16 protein-coding genes are annotated in these 14,894 nt (G+C 66.1%); 6 read left to right on the plus strand and 10 right to left on the minus strand.

Annotated elements, in window-relative coordinates; all coding sequences use genetic code 11:
* Positions 1-286: 286 nt before the first annotated feature.
* From G3545_RS09595 to G3545_RS09620, 6 genes are all read right to left on the minus strand, one after another.
* Positions 287-976 (minus strand): response regulator transcription factor, encoded by a 690-nt coding sequence (locus G3545_RS09595; protein ID WP_170011972.1) that lies wholly within the window; start codon positions 974-976, stop codon positions 287-289.
* Positions 973-2,559, minus strand: coding sequence for an ATP-binding protein (locus G3545_RS09600; protein WP_246702754.1), 1,587 nt, complete (start codon positions 2,557-2,559; stop codon positions 973-975). Before G3545_RS09600 ends, G3545_RS09595 begins: the two co-directional genes overlap by 4 nt.
* A 306-nt stretch (positions 2,560-2,865) precedes the next feature.
* A complete protein-coding gene (locus G3545_RS09605) occupies positions 2,866-3,123 on the minus strand; it encodes a hypothetical protein (protein ID WP_170011976.1) in 258 nt (85 codons plus the stop codon).
* A gap of 39 nt (positions 3,124-3,162) precedes the next feature.
* Positions 3,163-3,621, minus strand: a complete 459-nt coding sequence (locus G3545_RS09610; protein WP_246702755.1) for a hypothetical protein — start codon at positions 3,619-3,621, stop codon at positions 3,163-3,165.
* 29 nt (positions 3,622-3,650) lie between these two features.
* Positions 3,651-4,610, minus strand: a complete 960-nt coding sequence (locus G3545_RS09615; RefSeq protein WP_170011978.1) for a hypothetical protein — start codon at positions 4,608-4,610, stop codon at positions 3,651-3,653.
* A 286-nt stretch (positions 4,611-4,896) separates the two neighbouring features.
* On the minus strand, positions 4,897-5,103 hold the full coding sequence (locus tag G3545_RS09620) for a hypothetical protein (protein ID WP_170011980.1): 207 nt from the start codon (positions 5,101-5,103) through the stop codon (positions 4,897-4,899).
* 554 nt (positions 5,104-5,657) lie between these two features.
* Here G3545_RS09620 and fae point away from each other — a divergent pair.
* The gene (gene fae / locus G3545_RS09625; RefSeq protein ID WP_170011982.1) at positions 5,658-6,164 is read left to right on the plus strand and encodes a formaldehyde-activating enzyme; all 507 of its coding nucleotides are present in this window, start codon (positions 5,658-5,660) and stop codon (positions 6,162-6,164) included.
* 446 nt (positions 6,165-6,610) lie between these two features.
* Positions 6,611-6,931 (plus strand): SMR family transporter, encoded by a 321-nt coding sequence (locus G3545_RS09630; RefSeq protein ID WP_170011984.1) that lies wholly within the window; start codon positions 6,611-6,613, stop codon positions 6,929-6,931.
* Positions 6,932-7,062: 131 nt separating this feature from the next.
* Here the strand turns inward: G3545_RS09630 and G3545_RS09635 are convergent, their stop codons facing one another.
* The 4 genes from G3545_RS09635 to G3545_RS09650 all read right to left on the minus strand — a co-directional run bounded on the left by G3545_RS09635 (position 7,063) and on the right by G3545_RS09650 (position 10,065).
* Complete coding sequence (locus tag G3545_RS09635) at positions 7,063-7,785, minus strand: ATP-binding cassette domain-containing protein (protein WP_170011986.1); 723 nt, start codon at positions 7,783-7,785, stop codon at positions 7,063-7,065.
* Positions 7,773-8,447 (minus strand): ABC transporter permease subunit, encoded by a 675-nt coding sequence (locus G3545_RS09640; RefSeq protein WP_246702877.1) that lies wholly within the window; start codon positions 8,445-8,447, stop codon positions 7,773-7,775. The genes G3545_RS09635 and G3545_RS09640 overlap by 13 nt, the downstream gene beginning before the upstream one ends.
* Before the next feature lie 128 nt (positions 8,448-8,575).
* Positions 8,576-9,556 (minus strand): ABC transporter substrate-binding protein, encoded by a 981-nt coding sequence (locus tag G3545_RS09645; RefSeq protein WP_170011990.1) that lies wholly within the window; start codon positions 9,554-9,556, stop codon positions 8,576-8,578.
* Entirely contained in the window at positions 9,553-10,065 is a 513-nt protein-coding gene (locus tag G3545_RS09650) for a DUF3280 domain-containing protein (protein ID WP_170011992.1), read from the minus strand. The genes G3545_RS09645 and G3545_RS09650 overlap by 4 nt, the downstream gene beginning before the upstream one ends.
* A 392-nt stretch (positions 10,066-10,457) precedes the next feature.
* Here G3545_RS09650 and G3545_RS09655 point away from each other — a divergent pair, with 392 nt between their 5' ends.
* The 4 genes from G3545_RS09655 to G3545_RS09670 all read left to right on the plus strand — a co-directional run bounded on the left by G3545_RS09655 (position 10,458) and on the right by G3545_RS09670 (position 14,882).
* The gene (locus tag G3545_RS09655; RefSeq protein WP_246702756.1) at positions 10,458-11,708 is read left to right on the plus strand and encodes an ABC transporter substrate-binding protein; all 1,251 of its coding nucleotides are present in this window, start codon (positions 10,458-10,460) and stop codon (positions 11,706-11,708) included.
* A 78-nt stretch (positions 11,709-11,786) separates the two neighbouring features.
* Entirely contained in the window at positions 11,787-12,776 is a 990-nt protein-coding gene (locus tag G3545_RS09660; RefSeq protein WP_170011994.1) for a PQQ-dependent catabolism-associated beta-propeller protein, read from the plus strand.
* A 251-nt stretch (positions 12,777-13,027) separates the two neighbouring features.
* Positions 13,028-13,816, plus strand: a complete 789-nt coding sequence (locus G3545_RS09665) for an ABC transporter ATP-binding protein (RefSeq protein ID WP_170011996.1) — start codon at positions 13,028-13,030, stop codon at positions 13,814-13,816.
* A 217-nt stretch (positions 13,817-14,033) separates the two neighbouring features.
* The gene (locus tag G3545_RS09670; RefSeq protein ID WP_170011998.1) at positions 14,034-14,882 is read left to right on the plus strand and encodes an ABC transporter permease; all 849 of its coding nucleotides are present in this window, start codon (positions 14,034-14,036) and stop codon (positions 14,880-14,882) included.
* The last annotated feature ends 12 nt before the right edge of the window (positions 14,883-14,894 follow it).

Genomic DNA, 14,894 nt, shown 5'->3' on the forward strand with positions numbered 1-14,894 from the left:
TTTGCTAACGCGGCGATCTAAACCGCAAGAGTAACTTGGTCATTCGCGGCCCAAGCGTCAAGGAAATGTTCTAAACTCCTTGCGCGTCGACAATATGCCAGAGGCAGCTGTGGATGGTTGCGGTGCAATATTCGGTTACCCCTGGGCGGTGTGGGAGGGCGCTCTGCTTGAGCATCCTTCGAGGCCGGCCCATGGCCGGCACCTCAGGATGAGGTCCCTCTTTAAATGAACCTCATCCTGAGGTGCCCGGCACAGCCGGGCCTCGAAGGATGCTCACGGCGAGCGGCTACCCCGCCTCCGGCTCGAACATGAAGCCGCGGCCGCGCACCGTAACGATCAGGTGCCCGCCGCCCGGCAGCGCTTCCGCCAGCTTGTGCCGGAGATAGCCGACATAGACGTCCACCACGTTCAGCGAGGCGCCGCCATGGCCGGCCCACAGCGCGGCGAAGATGTCGGCGCGCGCCAGCGGCTCGCCGGCGTGGCGCATCAAGAGCGCCAGCAATTCCACCTCGCGCTCGGTAAGGCGCACCCGGGTCTCGCCGACCTGCGCCTGCCGCGTGTCGAGGTCGAGGCTCAGCGGGCCGGCGGTGAGGATGCGGGATTCCTCCTCGCTGTTGGAGCGGCGCAGCGCCTGCACCTTCACCCGCGCCAGCAATTCCTCGAAGGCGAACGGCTTCACGATGTAGTCGTCGGCGCCCGCCAGCAGCCCCTCGGTGCGCTCGTTCACGCTGGAGCGGGCGGACAGCATGATGATCGGCGCGGTCTGGCCGGCGGCGCGCAGCGCCTTGCACACCTCGATGCCGGAGCGGCCGGGCAGCATCACATCGAGGATGATCGCCTCCAGCGACTTGCCATTGGCGGCGCGCAACGCCTGGTCGCCATCACCCACCAGCTCGACCTGGTAGCTCTCGGAGGCAAAGCCGCGCCGCAGCAGCGAGCCGATATCGACGTCGTCCTCGACGATCAGGATGGTCATTGCGCCGCCTCCAGGGTGATGTCCGGCATCGGTGCCGCAAGTCGAATGGTCACGCAGGTACCCCGCCTCGGGCCGTCTTCGGTCGCGCTCTCGATGGCGATGGTGCCGCCATGCCGGTCCACGATCCATTTCGCAAGTGCGAGACCGATGCCGAAACCGGTACCCTCGCGCGCTCCCGCAGTGCCGCGCCAGAAGCGCTCGAAGACGTGCGGCAGCTCGTCGCGGGGAATGCCGGAGCCGTGGTCGCGCACCTCCAGCACTACCTCCGGGCCCTGCTGGCGCGCGCTTACACGTATGGATTCGCCCGGCGGCGAATGGCGCACCGCATTGGCCACCAGCCCCTCCAGGGTCTGGCGCAGCCATTCGCGGTCGGCATCCACCCCGAGGTCGTGGCGCTCGCAACTCGTCTCCAGCGTCAGGCCGGCGGCGCGGGCGAGCGGCAGCATGCCCTCCTTCATCTCGTCGAGCAGGTCGCACACCGGCACCAGGGCGCGCTCCAGCTCGATCTGCCCGGTCTCGGAACGGGCGATGCGCAGCAGGTCCTCGACGCGCCGGTGCAGGCGGCGGGCGCGGGCCTGGATCACCAGCAGCGCGGCGCGCAGATCCTCGGCCGGCGGGGTGCCGCCACGCAGCGTCACCTCGGCCTCGCCGAGGATCACGGTGAGCGGGGTGCGCAGCTCATGGCTGACATCGGTGAAGAAGCGGCGCCGCGCCAGGTCGACATTCTCCAGCCGCGTATTGGCGGCGCGCAGCTCGGCGGTGCGGGCGTCGACGATCTCCTGCAGCCGCTTCTGGTCGGCCACGAGGCGCGCCTCGCGCCGCGCCAGATGCGCCGCCATGCGGTTGAAGCGGGCCATGGCGAGGCTGAGCTCATCATGGCCGGTGACGGTGAGGCGCACGTCCGAGCGGCCCTTGGCGATGGCGGCGGCGCCGGTCGCCACTTCCGCCACCCGGCGCACCAGCGAGCGGCCAAGCAATTGATAGATCAGCACTGCCAGCCCGAAGGCGAGCAGCGCGCCGGTGAGGCCCCAGGTGATGGTGCGGCGACGCAATTCGCGCACCGCCTGCTGCGCCGCCTGTCCGGCGGTGCGCTCCTCCTCCATGGCCTGGCCGAGCGGGGCGCCGAAGCCGGCGGCGAACACATCGAGCGCCACCCGCACCGCGCTGCCCGGATCGGGCGCATCGAGGGCGGTGGCGACCTGGCGGTCCAGCACCTCGAACTGCGCGCGCAGCCGCGCCAGCGTGCGGCTGCGGGCCGCCATCAGCGTGCCCTGCTCCTCGTCGCTGATGCGCGCCACATCGGCGCCCAGCACCGCCTCGAAGCGCTGGAAGGCGTCGCGGGCGCGAGCGGCAGCATTGAGCCGGCCGGCATGCATGGTGCCGTCGGGCGCTGCCTCCTGCGCGGCCTGCAGCGAGACCAGCGCATAGTCGCCGATGCGGCCGGAGAGGGCGGACAAGAGTTCGAGCCGCTTCTGCGCGCCGACTAGGCGCTCCACCTGGTCGTTGGCGGCGCCGAGCGTGCCGACAAGCAGCGCCACGGAGGCCGCGGTGATGAGCACCGCGACAGCCAGCAGCAGCGCCATGCGCGCTCTTAAGGATGAGAAGATACCGCGCACCATGCCGGGAGCTTTCCGCCTCATCCGGCTCAATAAAAGCCGGATGCGGATGATTTCACGACCGCGCCGGCTCTGCACGCTGCGCCGCAACACATTTAGGGAATGTTGTGAGGGAAGAGTCGCTCGGTTTCAGTATCCTTCGAGGCTCGCTGGCGCTCGCACCTCAGGATGAGGTTGTCCTTTTAAAGCGACCTCATCCTGAGGTGCCCGGCAAAGCCCGGCCTCGCAGGACCCTCAAGCAGGACAACCCCTTCGCCTCACTCCTTAACCGCCTCACCCCTTCACAGCCTTCTTCGCGTCGTTCACGAAGTCCACGCACTCGTCATATTCCTTCTCGCCCAGCTCGCGCTCGGCGCCCTTGAGCGCCTTGTTGAGCTTGTCGAGCGTCGCCTTGACCGGCTTCTTGGCAATCTCCGCCTTGATCATGGCGACGCCGTCGGTGCACTCCTTGGCGTCATCCGCGAAGGCGAGCGTAGCGCCGGCGCCCAGCATCGCCGCGCCTAGCAGCAAGGTGGAAGCAAGGTTCTTCATGGGCATTCCTCCGATTGTCGTGCGGTTTTTTCTTCAGCTTCACTTCACGGTCAAAGTGCCGGCCATGCCCTTTTCCTGCAGGCCGTCGATCCACCACTGATAGGTGCCGGTGCGGATCGGCACGAACTCCAGCGAGATGGTGCCGGCATCGTCGAACTCGATGTGATGCGGCGCGCCGTAGGGGTGGATCTCCAGATGGTTGATGACGATCTGGTTCATCCAGATATTGCGGAAGAATTCCGGCGCCATGAACTTGTATTCCTTGCCGCCATTGGAGGTGACGTTCAGCCGGTAGGACTTGCCGCCCTCCATGGTGATGTCCTTCACCGGCACCGCGAAGTCATTGCCGTTGGTATCGCCGAGCACGATCTCCGGCAGGTCGGTCCGGCCCTTGGCAAGATCGATGGCGAGGGCGGCGCGCGGCAGGATCAGCGCGCCGGCAGCCCCGGCGGCACCGAGCGCGAGCAATTGGCGGCGATTGAATTGGCGATTGTTCATACGGGGGTCCTCCTGATCGGTGCCGGGCATCAGAATTCGATGCCCAGATTGAGCTTGAGCTGCTGGCGTTCGTGGCTGATCAGGTCGAGATTGCCGTCGCTTTCCGGCGAGGAGCCGGCGACCTGATAGGAATAGGCGGCCTTGAGATAGGCCGATTTGGATACCTGGCAGTAGATGCTGGGGCCGACATAGAAGGCACCACCCTCGAAATGCTCGAAGGCGAGTCCCTCATAGCCGGCGAGATAGCGCAGCTCGCCGCCGAGGAAGACGCCGGTCGACACCTGCCAGGAGAGCGCGCCGGAGATTTCCAGCGTCGATTCCTTCTCGGTGCCCTCCTCGCCGTCGGTCCATTCCGGCGCGTAGAGGATGTTGATGGCGCCGAACAGCTTTTCGGAGACCAGCTCCTTGTCGATCATCAGCTTGAAGGGAAGCTCGAAGCCGTCGGCCCGCTCGCCGGAATCGTCCTCGTAACGGCTCCATTCCGGCTCGACCGAAACCGCGAGCCCGAACGGCGCGTGCTCCCAGCTGAGGAAGCGGTATTTCAGCTCGGCCGAGAGGCCGTTGAAGCCGCCGCCGCTGATGTCCTCAAGCTCGGCGACATTCTCGATATCGTGATAGCCGAGCGAGGCGCCGACGCTGAGGGTGAGGTTGCGGGTGAAGCCATACTCATATTCGAGCTCGGCCTCCCAGGCGGAATAATGCGAGGAGCCCGGTTCCTCGCGATTGCGGCCGAAGGCGCCGACCGCCGTGAGCGAGATCTCCTGCTCGCCGCGATCATTGACGTCGCTGCCGTCGGTGAAGCCGAAGATGTTCTCGCTGTCGATCTCATAGCCGCCGGCCTCGTCATCATCGTCGGCATCGGCGCGCGTGGCCGGCGCGTCGACATCCCCGGCCCGCGCGCCGCGGATCATTATCGGGCTGCCGAGAATCAGCAGCCCGGCGACAAAGCTGGCGGCACCGACGGAATGTATTTGACTGACACGCAGCACGACTTCCTCCCCACCGATTTTGTTTTGTGGGGACGGTAATGCCGACACTATCGACTGTCTATAATATTGATTCTTATGATTTTTTTATTGTGAGACGCTCAGGATGGACCGATGTGTGACGCAACGGAATGCGCATCTTTTTCAACGACCTCATCCTGAGGTGCGAGCGAAGCGAGCCTCGAAGGATGCTCAAGCAGATGGCGCCCGGAGACGAGCATCCTTCGAGGCCCGGCTCACGACGGGCACCTCAGGATGAGGTTCCACTACCTCGGAAGTGATTTGCGGCTCAGATATCGCGTCCCGCGATCGGACGGCCGCAGCGCCACTTGGTCACCTTCCACTTGGGATGGGACTCGGACCACTCGGCGATCACGGGCTGCGCGCCCATCATGCATTGCGTCGGCAGCGACACCTGCTCGACGCTCAGGGACACCGCCTCTTCCCGGCACACACCCGGCGAGGCGATCAGGCAGATAGACAAGATAAGCTCCATGGCTCGATCCTTCAGTGTGGGACCAACGACCTGGAACGCTTCCTCCTTCGACACTACCGCTTGCAGCAAGTGGCATGCCAGATACAAACACGCTCCCGCGCCATCCACAACATGTTGCGGTGCGGCAACAAAGCGCGCCTCTCCCTAGGGGCAGCTGTCGCCCGCAAAAGCGGTTTCGCGGTGGGATGCGGCAGGTCGATACGCCGCACGATGCGCCACGGCCTGCCCTCACACAGTCCTGTCATGGGACGGTGCCAGGCTCTGGAGGTGCAGGCGATCAAGGACTAGGCGTCGGAGGTACGAACTGACCAACATCTAGTCAGCTCCCCTTTTCCCCGGCAGGCGTGGCGACGTGCCCGGAAAGTCCCGCTCATCCAGAAGAATCCCTTGCAGTAAAAGGCGAAGCGGCTCTAGTCTCTCGCCCGTGAAGTGTCTGGTCGAGCTATCGGGCCAACCGGTTTGGTGTATCAAACGCTGCAACAAAGATAGCCGGGACATCGAGGGGGGCAGTTCGCTGTCTCTCGATTGAGCAACCCCGTCATGGGAGGATTTAGATGGCCAAGATCAACAAGGTTCTGATCGGCGAGTCGCTGGTCGGAGACGGCAATGAAGTCGCGCACATCGATCTCATCATCGGACCGCGCGGCAGCGCAGCCGAGACCGCGTTCGTAACCGCGCTGACCAACAACAAGGACGGCTTCACCTCGCTGCTCGCCGTGGTGACCCCGAACCTGCAGGCCAAGCCGAACACCATCCTGTTCAACAAGGTCACGATCAAGGACGCCCGCCAGGCGGTGCAGATGTTCGGGCCGGCGCAGTATGCGGTCGCCAAGGCGGTCGTCGACAGCGTCGCCGACGGCACCATCCCCGAGGAAGAAGCCGACGACCTGTTCATCGCGGTCGGCGTGTTCATCCACTGGGAAGCGGCGGACGACGCCAAGATCCAGAAGTTCAACTACGAGGCCACCAAGGAAGCCCTGAAGCGCGCCGTCGATGGCTGGCCCAAGGCACGTGACGTGATCTCGCAGGCCGCGACCGCCAAGCATCCGTTCGCTGCTTAGATCGGAAGCAACCCTGGGCAGACAAAAGCTCCGCCCACGGCCCCGCCGAAGGGCCTGCTCCAGCGGTTGGCGGCAATCTTCCTCGACAAGTGAGATCGGTTCGCCCGTCTCCCTTCGTCCGACAGTTCAGGCGGCCGCGGCCGTCTAATGACCGCCGACTTCATTCAGCCCGGGGCGCAAGCTCCGGGCTTTTTCTTTGTCCCACCAGGCCGTCATCCCGGCCGAAGCGATGCGCAGAGCCGGGATCGCGTGACGTCTCGCGCAACACCTTCTTGCGATCCCGGATCGGCCTGCGGCCGTCCGGGATGACGAATGCTGGGCGGGAAGGAAGGGAAGTCACCCCTTGAACCCCCGCCCCGATGTCCCAGATAGAGACGACGAGGACGACCTCGCCTTCACGGCACACACCATCCGGGACGACCCGGCTCTTTGAAAGGAGAGCCGAAATGGCCTGGATTCTGTTGGCCGCAGCCGGCCTGCTTGAGGTCGCCTGGGCCTTCGCCATGAAGCAATCCCACGGCTTCACCCGCCTGGTGCCGAGCCTCGTCACCATCACCCTGATGATCGCCAGCTTCGCGTTGCTGGCGGTGTCGATGAAATCGCTGCCGCTCGGTACCGCCTATGTGGTGTGGACCGGTATCGGCGCGATCGGCGCCTTCCTCATCGGCATCGCCGTGCTCGGCGAGCCGGTCAACGCGCTGCGCATTGTGGCGGCGCTGCTGATCGTCGGCGGGCTGGTGATGATGAAGGTATCGGCGGTGACGTAGGGGGGCTCGGGGTGAATATCCTTCGAGGCTCGCTGCGCTCGCACCTCATGATGACGTCGCGCGAAAAAACCACGTCATCCTGAGGTGCCGCCGCAGGCGGCCTCGAAGGATGCCCAAGCAGGACAACGCCTTCACACCCCCGCCAGCATCGCCTTGCGGAAGGCGTCCACCGCTCCCGCCTGCCCGCGCTCACCGGCTGACAGCCCCACCGCCACGTCGCGCGCGATCCGCGCCGGGGCGCCGTCCAGCATCACGATGCGGCTCGCCAGTTCCACCGCCTCGCGGCTGTCGTGGGTGACGAACAGCACCGTCGCCGGGCGCCGCTCCAACAGCCGGCGCAGCAATTCGCGTAAGCGCGCGGCGCTGGTCTCGTCGAGCGAGACGAAGGGCTCGTCCATCAGCAGCACGTCCGGGCGCACCGCGAAGGCGCGGGCCAGCGCAACGCGGCGCTGCTGGCCGAGCGAGAGCCGCTCCGGATAAGCGCCCGCCGCCTCGGCAAGGCCGACCTCCGCGAGCATCGCACGCGCCTCGTCCCGCGCATTCTCGCCGGCGAGCGGCAGCGCGATGTTCTCCTCGACGGTGCGCCAGGGCAGCAGCCGCGGGTTCTGGAAGGCATAGGCGATACGCGGCTCGGCAGGCGCGAAGCGCACGCTGCCGCTGTAGTCGCCATCCAGCCCGGCGACGATGTTGAGCAGCGTGGTCTTGCCGAGGCCGGATGCCCCCAGCAGCACCAGGAAGGCGTGCGAAGCCACCTCCAGCGCGAAGTCGCGGAAGATCGTGCGCTCCGCAGTGCCGGCCACCGCCGGATAGCGCTTCAGCGCGATGTCGAGCGAGATCGCGGTCAACGCCGCCACCGGTTGGCGTGGCGCTCCCAGGGCTGGATCAGCCCGACCTCGATGATCTGCACCACCAGCGTGAAGGCCAGCGCATAGGCCAGTACGGTGGCGACATCGAACAGTTGGAACGCGGTCTGCAATTCGAAGCCGACGCCGTTGGAACGGCCGAGCAGTTCCACCACCAGCACGATCTTCCAGGTGAGCGCGAGGCCGGTGCGGGCGCTCGCCGCAAAGAACGGCGCCAGCTGCGGCAGCACCACATGGCTGAGGGTGCGGGCACGGCCGAAGCGGAACACCCGCGCCATCTCGTCGAGATCGCGGGACAGCGCGGCGGCGCCCTCGCGCATCGTCACCGCGACGTTGGGGATCTTGTTGACCGCGACCGCGGTGATGGCGGCGACCTCGGTGAGGCCGAACCAGACATAGCAGAGGATGATCACCACCAGCGCCGGCAGGTTCAACAGCACGATCACCCACGGCCCGAACACCGCATCGAGCCGCGGCGAGCGGCCGAGCGCGATGCCGATCGCCGAGCCCAGCACCATGGCGATGAAGAAGCTCGCCGCCACCCGCGCCAGCGTGATCGCAATGTTGCGGAACAGCGCGCCATCGGCCGCCGCACGCGACAGCGCCGCCGCCACCTCGGCCGGGCCGGGCAGCAGCCGCGAGGCCAGGATCATCGCGACCACCTGCCAGAACGCCACCAGCAGCGCCAGCGACAGCACGGTCCAGCCGAGCCGCGTGCCGGCGCGCCGCCAGCCGGAGACGGCAGCGGTGGGCTCGGGGGCGAGATCGCCGGCGGCCATGTTCATCCCTTGACCGGGCCGAACAGCGCCGGATCGAAGCCCGGCTTCGGCCCCACCAGTTCCTCGCCGCCGGTGCGGGCGAGCAGCGCATAAAGCCGCTCGCAGGCACCGAGCGCGCCGGCGTCGAAGGTGCCGGGGATGCCGGCGCGGAAATAGTCGCGCAGCTTCACGAACTCGGCGTCGTCGGCCGCCTGCATCAGCGGGCGGATGCGCTCCCACGCCGCGTCCGAGGTGGCGAGCACGCGGTTCGCCGCGGCGGCGGCGCGGAAGAAGCCGGCGAGCGCCTCGCCCTTCTCCTTCATGATGCGCTCGTTCCACACGAAACCGACCAGCGGGGGCGACGGCGAGATGCCGAGCCCGCCGATCACGTCCTTCATGTCCATAAGCCGGGTGAAACCCTTGGCGTCGAGCCGCGCCGCATAGGGCCAGAAGGTGAGGACGGCGTCGATGCGGCCGAGCGCAAGCTGCTCGCTCACCAGCGGCGCCGCGCCATAGACCGGCTCGGCCACCGCGGCGAGGTCGATGCCGGCGCGCTCGCTCGCATAGGCGCGCAGCAGCAGCCAGCTCTTGTCGAGCGCGCCGCCGGCAACGCCGATCTTGCGGCCCTTGAGATCGGAAAGCGCGCGCACCGGTGAGTTCGCCGCCACCATCAGCGCACCGAGCGCATTGGAGAACGGCGCGAAGCGCAGCATCTCGCCATCGCTGCGCCGGCGCATCGCCCACAGCCAGTCGGAGACGATGAGGTCGATATCGCCGGCCTGCAGCCCCACCGTGGTGGCCTGGCCGGAGGCGAAGTCGACGCTCTCGATATTGAGCCCCTCGCGGGCAACCAGCCCCTCGCCGCGCATGGTCTCCAGGAGCCAGTTCAGCGTGCCGAACTTCAGCGTGCCGATGCGCAGCTTGGGCGGCTCGCCAGCGGCATGGGCCGGGAATGCAGCGAGTGCGACGGCGCCAGCGAGGAGGGTGCGGCGGGAGAGCATCATGGAGCGGCCTTTGCAGCGGCTTTGCCGGTCAGGGGCGGATCGAGCAGCCGGTTGCGTACCAGATAAGATATGCCGCGCGTCCAGGATTCATCGGTGTTGTTGCGGATATCGGCGCTGCCGGCGCGTAGCACGGCGCCGGTCGCGACGTCGCGCAGCTGGAAATTGATGTTGAGGATCAGGTTGGAGACCTTCTGCACCAGCCCGATCACCTCGATATCGGCGCCCGCCGCGCGGGCGATGGGCAGTTCGCAGCTGTTGCAATTGCGGAACGGCGACGCGTCGTCGATCTTGGCCTTTTGCGGGGCGAGGTCGACCAGCTCATAGCCGGCTTCACGCAGCCGCTTGCGCACATCCTCGGTGATGAGGGCCAGCCGGCGCACCTCGTCCGGCTTCGGCCCGCGAATGTCGGCCTCGGTGCTGGTGTCGAGCAGCTCGAAATCGAATACCGCGACCTTGGTGGCGGCATGGGCGGCGGAGGTGAGCAGGAGGAAGGCGAAGGCGGCGGTCATCGGCTTCAGCATCCTTCGAGGCCCGGCGTTGCCGGGCACCTCAAGATGACGTGGTTCTTTTTCACGCGACGTCATCCTGAGGTGCTCGCATAGCGAGCCTCGAAGGATGCTGAAGCCGAACACACCCACACGTCTCGACAGGTCGGTCATCCGAAGCGCCTCCCTGCGCCTTGCCATGATCATAGTAGCGGGCTGACCCACCGCAACCGGCGTTTCTCAATTTTCCGTCAGGGCCGCACAACAAGTCGCTGTATAGATAAAGAAATTCTGATGCCTTATTAATTTCTTATACTCTCTATTCAGTTGAATACTTGGGCATGTTTGCTAGGCTTTGTCCTGCGGTGACGGAACGTCAATTCAGAACAGAGCGAAACCGCGGGGATGGAAGGCCGATGAGAAGGATGATCCACGCCGCCTTTGGCGTGCTGGCGCTTGCCGCCGCATTCGCACCTGCCACCGGGCAGGCGCAGAGCGAATCGCCTGCCCCCGCGGCGCCCGCCGCCAGCCCCCCTGCCGCGAAGCCGGCGGCCGTGATCCCACCGGAGCAGACTTTCCGCATCGGCGTGGTGCGGCAGATCCCGGAGCAGCCGCCATGGGTCGCCCCGCTCTCAGCGCCGCCGGATGATCTCGGCATTGCCGGCGCCGAGCTCGGCATTCGCGACAGCCTGACCAGCGGGCGCTTCCTCAAGCTTGACTACAAGCTGCAGACTGAGATCGTGCCGACCGACGGCGACCCGCTGCCCGCGGCGCAAAAGCTGGTCGACGCCGGCAACAATTTCATCCTGCTCGACGTGCCGGGCGATCAGTTGCTGAAGATCGCCGACGCGCTGAAGGGCAAGGACGTTATCCTGATGAATGTCGGCGCGCAGGATGACCGGCTGCGCCAGCAGGATTGCCGCGCCAATGTGTTCCACATCGCGCCGAGCCGCTCGCAGCTCACCGATGCGCTCGCCCAGTTCCTCGTCACCAAGCGCTGGATGAACTGGTTCCTCATGACCGGGCGCACCGACGGCGACAAGCTCTATGCCGAGGCGGTGAAGCGCTCGGCCAAGAAGTTCGGCGCCAAGATCATCGCCGAGAAGATCTGGGATTACGGGCCGGACGCCCGCGCCACCGCGCAGTCCGAAGTGCCGCGGGCGACGCAGGTCGGCGAGTACGACATCCTCATCACCGCCGACGAGCAGGGCGAGTTCGGCGAGCTGGTGTCGTACAACACCTGGCTGCCCCGCCCCACCGCCGGAACCCAGGGGCTGATGCCGCTCTCCTGGCACCCGACCATGGAGAATTGGGGCGCGGCGCAATTGCAGAGCCGCTTCTTCAAGCAGACCAAGCGGATGATGCAGCCGCTGGACTTCCAGATGTGGGAGGGCGTGTTCGCCATCGGCTCCGCCGGCATGAAGACCAGGAACAGCGACACCGCCAAGGTGCGCGCCGAGCTCCTGACGCCGGAGTACGATTTGCCGGTGTTCAAGGGCGTGGCAGCGAGCTTCCGCGACTGGGACCACCAGCTGCGCCAGCCGATCCTGCTCACCCACTCCACCAACACCGTGACGCTGTCGCCGCAATCCGGCTTCCTGCACCAGCGCACGCCGCTCGACACGCTGGGCTTCGACAAGCCCGAGACGAAGTGCACGTTCAACTAGCTGGCAAATTCAACTCGCCAGTTCGCTCAACCAGCCGGCAAATTCAATCAGAATCAAAGACTTGCCGAGGAGGAAAAGATGACCAGCCGCTTCACGTCCGCCGCCAGCCTTGCCGCGCTTGTCGGTGCACTCATCGCGGCGGATGCCCTGCCGGCCAGCGCACAGGTGCGCGCCTTCGTCTCCAATGAGCGCGACCACACCATGAGCGTGGTCGACATGGACAGCCTGAAGGTGCTGGAAACGGTGAAGACCGGGCGCCGCCCGCGCGGCATCACCGCGAGCCCGGACGGCAAGCTGATCTATCTCTGCGCCTCCGACGACAACCGCGTCGAGGTCTATGATTCCAAGACCTTCAAGCTGGTGAAGACACTGCGCTCGGGTCCCGACCCGGAGCTGTTCGTGCTCGCCCCCTCCGGCAACCCGCTCTACATCGCCAATGAAGACGACAACATGGTCACGGCGGTGAATGTCGATAATAACGAGCTGGTGGCGGAGATCGAAGTCGGCGTCGAGCCGGAAGGCATGGCGGTGAGCCCGGACGGCAAGATCCTGGTCAACACCTCCGAGACCACCAACATGGCGCACATCATCGACACCACCACCAAGCAGGTGATCGAGAACGTGCTGGTGGATTCGCGCCCGCGCTATGCCACCTTCAACCACGACGCGTCCTCGCTCTGGGTGTCCTCCGAGGTCGGCGGCACGGTCGCGGTGATCGACCCCAAGACGTGGAAGATCATCAAGAAGATCAGCTTCGCCATTCCCGGCGTGAACCAGGACGCGATCCAGCCGGTAGGCATCCGCATCACCAAGGACGGCTCCAAGGCCTTCGTCGCGCTCGGCCCGGCCAACCGCGTCGCGGTGGTGAACACCAAGACGCTGGAGGTGGAGAAGTATCTCTTGGTCGGCCAGCGCGTCTGGCAGCTCGCCTTCACCCCGGACGAGAAGCTGCTGGTCACCACCAACGGCAACTCGAACGACATCTCCATCATCGATGTCGCGGCGGAGAAGGTTACCAAGTCGGTCGCCGTCGGACGCTCGCCCTGGGGCGTGGTGATCGTGCCGTGAGGGTGCCAATGACAGCACGTCATCCTGAGGTGCGAGCACAGCGAGCCTCGAAGGATGCCCGCCCCCGATGACCGTTGCCCTGCTGCAGCATCCTTCGAGGCTCGCATTCGCTCGCACCTCAGGATGACGTCGCTATAGGTTTGAACGGGAACATTCGGCAACAATCAAACGTCGTCCCCGGCCAAGGCCAGTCTCGGCTTTCGCCGGGGTTATCATTTCAGGAAACGTGATTTCCGCTGCGGAAGAGGCCGATGCAGCTTGATCTGGTGAAAGGCGTCGAGGTGAGTGAGGAGATTCCCGCGCTTGGCGTCGAGGGCGTGACCCACGCTTTCGGCGCGCGCAAGGCGCTGGACGATGTCTCGCTCACCGTGCCGCGCGGCAGCTTCACCGCCTTGCTCGGCCCAAACGGCGCCGGCAAGACCACGCTGTTCTCGCTGGTAACGCGGCTTTACGACAACCGCACCGGCTCGATCCGCGTGCTCGGCTTCGATGTCAGGCGCCAGCCGGCGGCGGCGCTGACCCGGCTCGGCGTGGTATTCCAGGCCCGCACGCTCGATCTCGAGCTCAGCGTCACCCAGAACCTCGTCTACCATGCCGCCCTGCACGGCGTCGGCTTTGCTGCCGGGCGCAAGCGGGCGCGCGAGGTGCTGGAGCAGGTCGGGCTCATCGACCGCGCCAGGGACAAGGTGCGCAACCTCTCCGGCGGCCAGATGCGCCGCGTCGAGATCGCCCGCGCGCTGATGCACCGGCCGGACCTGCTGCTGCTGGACGAGCCCACCGTCGGCCTCGACATCGGCTCGCGCGCCGCGCTGCTCGCCGAGGTGCGGCGGCTGGTCGCCATCGAGGGCATCGGCGTGCTGTGGGCGACCCACATCATCGAGGAGATCCACCCCGGCGACCGCGTCGTGGTGCTGCACAAGGGCCGGGTCCGCGCCGAGGGCACCTATGAGAGCGTGGTGGCGCAGGCGGGCACCACGGACCTGTCCGGGGCGTTCCTGAAGATCGTCGGCAATGAGGCTGTGACGGGGGGCGAGGGATGATCATCCACCCGCGCGGACGCGCTTTTGCACCCTCCCCCCGCGGGGGAGAGGGTTGGGGTGAGGGGACGCTCGGCTTCAGCATCCTTCGAGGCCGCTTCGCGGCACCTCAGGATGACGTGGTTCCTGTAGATGAACGTCATCCTGAGGTGCGAGCGCAGCGAGCCTCGAAGGATACCCGCACGCACGCCGCCTTCCCCACCCCGGGAGCGACACGCCCATGAGCTTCGTCCCGGAAAAGCCCGCCTTCCGGCTGCCGCTGTCGGGCTATGCGATCTGCATGGCCGGCATCTGCTGGCGCGAGGCGCTGCGCTTCCTCAACCAGCGCGGCCGATTCCTCTCGGCCCTGGTGCGCCCGCTGGTGTGGCTGTTCATCTTCGCCGCCGGCTTCCGCTCGGTGCTCGGCGTCTCGATCATCCCGCCCTACGAGACCTATGTGCTCTACGAGGTCTATGTGACGCCGGGGCTGATCGCGATGATCCAGCTGTTCAACGGCCTGCAATCCTCGCTGTCCATGGTCTATGACCGCGAGGTCGGCGCCATGCGCATCCTGCTGGTGAGCCCCTATCCGCGCTGGTTCCTTTTGGTGTCGAAGCTCACCGCCGGCATCTGCGTCTCCATCCTGCAGGTCTATGCGTTCCTGCTCGTCGCCTGGCTGTGGGGCGTCGACCTGCCGCCGCTCGGCTTCCTCACCGTGCTGCCGGCGCTCGTGCTCGCCGGCTTCATGCTCGGCGCCATGGGGCTCCTGATGAGCTCGGTGTTCAAGCAGATGGAGAATTTCGCCAGCGTGATGAACTTCGTGATCTTCCCGATGTTCTTCGCCTCATCGGCGCTCTACCCGCTGTGGCGGGTGCAGGAGAGCAGCCTGGTGCTGTATTATATCTGCATGTTCAATCCGTTCTCCTATGCGGTGGAGCTGATCCGCTTCGCGCTCTACGGCCAGTTCGAGCCGTTCTCGGCGTTGGTGGTGGCCGGCTGTTCATTGGTGTTCCTCGCCGCCTCCATCCTCGCTTATGATCCATCTGCCGGCATCATGGCCCGCCGCGGCGGGCCGGATGCGGCCAAATGACAAGAATTTCCG

Source organism: Starkeya sp. ORNL1, from assembly GCF_012971745.1.
In the GTDB taxonomy this organism is placed as follows: domain Bacteria; phylum Pseudomonadota; class Alphaproteobacteria; order Rhizobiales; family Xanthobacteraceae; genus Ancylobacter.